Genomic DNA, 1,543 nt, shown 5'->3' with positions numbered 1-1,543 from the left:
CGGCCATACTGGGTGCGGTGAAGCACAAGCATGGAGATCAGCACGAACGCGATGAACGCTATGCTCGGATAACTGATTCCGTACGCGGTACCTCGACCGAGCGTGGAATAGGACTTCTCTGTAACGTTGATCAGAAACCCGCCCGAAATGGCGATGCCGAAACCCCGAATTACGATACTGGAAGCCAGTGTGATCAGGAATGAATTTAACTGAAGCCTGGCAATAAGGATGCCGTTGGCCAGGCCAATCATCGTGCCTACCACGACCCCGCAGATTAGACCGAGCGCCGGCGACGATGCATTAGCAATGAGAGCGGCGGTAATTCCGCTCACTGCGAACGTCGCTGACACGGAAAGGTCAAAACCGCGAGCTATAATCACGAACGTCATTCCACAGGCGATGATTCCGATCCCGGCGTTCTGATCGAGAAGATTGCGCAAGTTCCTGAATGTAAGGAACGCCGGTTCGACTACCGCAAGGACAGCGATCGCCAGTATCACCGCGATGAGGATGGCATAGTCCCTCAGGAGGCTCAGCCCATATTTCTTGAACCCCACCGGTGTCTCCACCCTCTCGGTTTCGGCGGCTGCAGACATTTTTGTTCTCACCTGTTTGAGTGGAGATCGCTTTCGAATACGCCAAGGCATTCGCGCAGGATTGCCCCGATCTCGATTTCATCGGTGGATTTTTCGCCAACGATCCTGCCTTCGCGCATGATGTAGATCCGGTGGCACAAGCCAACCAGTTCCTCGATCTCTGACGAAACGATCAGTATAGCCATCCCGCGCTCTGCCAGCTCGGCGATCAGATTGTAGATTTCGGATTTTGCGCCGATGTCGACGCCGCGGGTCGGCTCGTCCAGCAGCATGATCGACGGATTGCCGGCCAGCCATTTTGCGAAAAGCACCTTTTGCTGGTTACCACCTGAAAGAGAGGAAACCAAAGCGTCGGTTGAAGCGCATTTGATGTTCAGACGGCCGGCCCACTTGCGTATCTCCTCCGCCTCTTTCCTCCGATTTACAAAGCCGAAAGGACGAAGTTCACCGAAACTTACGAGCGAGATGTTCTCCGCGATTGAATGTTCGAGGAACAATCCCTGCTCACGCCGACTTTCCGGCACCATGCCCAAGCCGTTGTGCATTGCAGTTATCGGCGTATACCGGCCCACCGGACGGCCGTCGATCGCAACCCCGCCGCTCTGGAACTCGTCGGCACCAAAAATGGTTCGCAACACCTCAGAACGGCCGCTCCCGACAAGCCCGGCAATGCCGACTATCTCGCCCGCTTTGACCTGGATGTTGATATCCTCGAACTTGCGCCGTTTCGTGAGGCCACTGGTAGATAGCTTGATCGCGCTGTTCGGCGGCGGAGCCTTTTTTGGCGGGTAGACGTCGGCAAGTTCCCGACCCAGCATTGCTGTTGCCAGGGACGCCTGCGTTTCATCTGCAGTCGGTCCCGTTCGTACGTGCTTCCCGTTTCGAAGAACTGTTACAGCATCACAAGTCGAAAGTATGTGATCGAGGAAATGGGACACATATATGAA

General features: G+C 55.3%; 1 protein-coding gene and 1 pseudogene. Both read right to left on the bottom strand.

Annotation, left to right across the window (positions count from 1 at the left end):
* Positions 1 to 596, bottom strand: a pseudogene (locus EOA78_RS35445) (hypothetical protein); the annotation flags it as partial.
* 8 nt (positions 597 to 604) lie between these two features.
* The coding region (locus tag EOA78_RS35440) for a sugar ABC transporter ATP-binding protein (protein WP_164784117.1) at positions 605 to 1,543 on the bottom strand (939 nt) is incomplete at its 5' end.

The sequence above is a fragment of the Mesorhizobium sp. M5C.F.Cr.IN.023.01.1.1 genome, assembly GCF_003997585.1.
Taxonomy (GTDB): domain Bacteria; phylum Pseudomonadota; class Alphaproteobacteria; order Rhizobiales; family Rhizobiaceae; genus Mesorhizobium; species Mesorhizobium wenxiniae.
This window is presented reverse-complemented; position numbering and strand designations above follow the sequence as displayed.